General features: G+C 62.6%; 1 protein-coding gene. It reads right to left on the bottom strand.

Features of this window, described 5'->3' with window-relative positions; genetic code table 11:
• Window positions 1-1,876 (bottom strand): glutamate synthase large subunit (gene gltB / locus ACIOVB_RS27645; protein ID WP_401272292.1); only part of this gene is annotated, 1,876 nt, incomplete at both ends.

Here is a 1,876-nt window from a genome sequence, read left to right on the forward strand (position 1 = left end):
CATCGCTTCGCCGCTGATCCGCTGGATGTCCACCAGTTCGTGGTTGACCCGGTCAACGAAGGTGTAGTCCTGGTCGAGCACGTAGGCGAAACCACCGGTCATGCCAGAGCCGAAGTTGTAACCGGTCTTGCCCAGAACGGCGACAAAACCACCGGTCATGTACTCGCAGCAGTGATCGCCAGTGCCTTCAACAACCGTGTGGGCACCGGAGTTACGCACGGCGAAACGCTCGCCTGCGGTGCCGGCGGCGAACAGCTTGCCGCCCGTAGCGCCGTACAGACAGGTGTTGCCGATGATGGCGCTTTCCTGAGTCTTATAAACGCTGCCCTTCGGCGGCACGATGGTCAGCTTGCCACCGGTCATGCCTTTGCCGACGTAGTCGTTGGCATCGCCTTCCAGATACATGTTCAGACCGCCGGCGTTCCACACGCCGAAGCTCTGCCCGGCAGTGCCTTTGAAGCGGAAGGTGATCGGCGCCTTGGCCATGCCCTGGTTGCCGTGCTTGCGCGCGATTTCGCCGGAGATCCGTGCACCGATCGAACGGTCGCAGTTGCAGATGTCCAGTTCGAACTCGGCGCCGCTCATGTCGTTGATTGCCGACGTCGCCATCTCAACCATTTTCTCGGCCAGCAGGCCTTGGTCGAATGGTGGGTTGCGCTCAACGCCGCAGAACTGAGGCTTGTCCGCCGGGATGTGATCGCTGCCCAGCAGCGGAGTCAGATCCAGGTGGTTTTGCTTGGCGGTCTGGCCTTCGAGGATTTCCAGCAGATCGGTGCGACCGATCAGCTCTTCGAGGGAGCGCACGCCGAGCTTGGCCAGCCACTCACGGGTTTCTTCGGCGACCGAGGGGCAGCAGTTCTCCACCCTGTCGACGGTGCCGATGTAGTGATCCTGGCGCAGCTTCTCGTTCTGAGTCGCAACGCCGGTGGCGCAATTGTTGAGGTGGCAGATACGCAGGTATTTGCAGCCCAGCGCGATCATTGGCGCAGTGCCGAAGCCGAAGCTTTCGGCGCCGAGGATCGCAGCCTTGATCACGTCGAGGCCGGTTTTCAGGCCGCCATCGGTCTGCACCCGGACTTTGCCGCGCAGGTCGTTGCCGCGCAGCGTCTGATGGGTTTCGGCGAGGCCGAGTTCCCACGGCGCACCAGCGTACTTGATCGAGGTCAGCGGCGAAGCACCGGTGCCACCGTCGTAGCCGGAGATGGTGATCAAGTCCGCGTAGGCCTTGGCCACACCGGCAGCGATGGTGCCGACGCCCGCTTCTGCTACCAGTTTCACCGAGACCAGCGCCTTCGGGTTGACCTGCTTGAGGTCAAAGATCAGCTGCGACAAGTCTTCGATCGAATAGATGTCGTGGTGCGGCGGCGGCGAAATCAGGGTCACGCCCGGCACTGCATAACGCAGCTTGGCGATCAGCCCGTTGACTTTACCGCCCGGCAGTTGCCCGCCCTCGCCCGGCTTGGCGCCCTGGGCGACCTTGATCTGCAGCACTTCGGCGTTGACCAGGTATTCCGGGGTTACCCCGAAACGGCCAGTCGCGACTTGCTTGATTTTCGAGCTCTTGATGGTGCCGTAACGCGCCGGGTCTTCGCCGCCTTCGCCAGAGTTGGAACGCGCGCCGAGGCGGTTCATGGCTTCGGCCAGGGCTTCGTGAGCTTCCGGCGACAGGGCGCCCAGCGAGATGCCGGCGGAGTCGAAGCGCTTGAGCACCGATTCCAGCGGTTCGATTTCACTGATGTCCAGCGGCGTGTCGAGGGTCTTGACCTTGAGCAGGTCGCGAATCATCGACACCGGACGGTTGTCCACCAGCGAGGTGTATTCCTTGAACTTGGCGTAGTCGCCCTGCTGCACGGCGGCTTGCAGGGTGTTGACCACG

This window comes from Pseudomonas sp. NPDC087639 (assembly GCF_044743385.1).
GTDB lineage: Bacteria > Pseudomonadota > Gammaproteobacteria > Pseudomonadales > Pseudomonadaceae > Aquipseudomonas.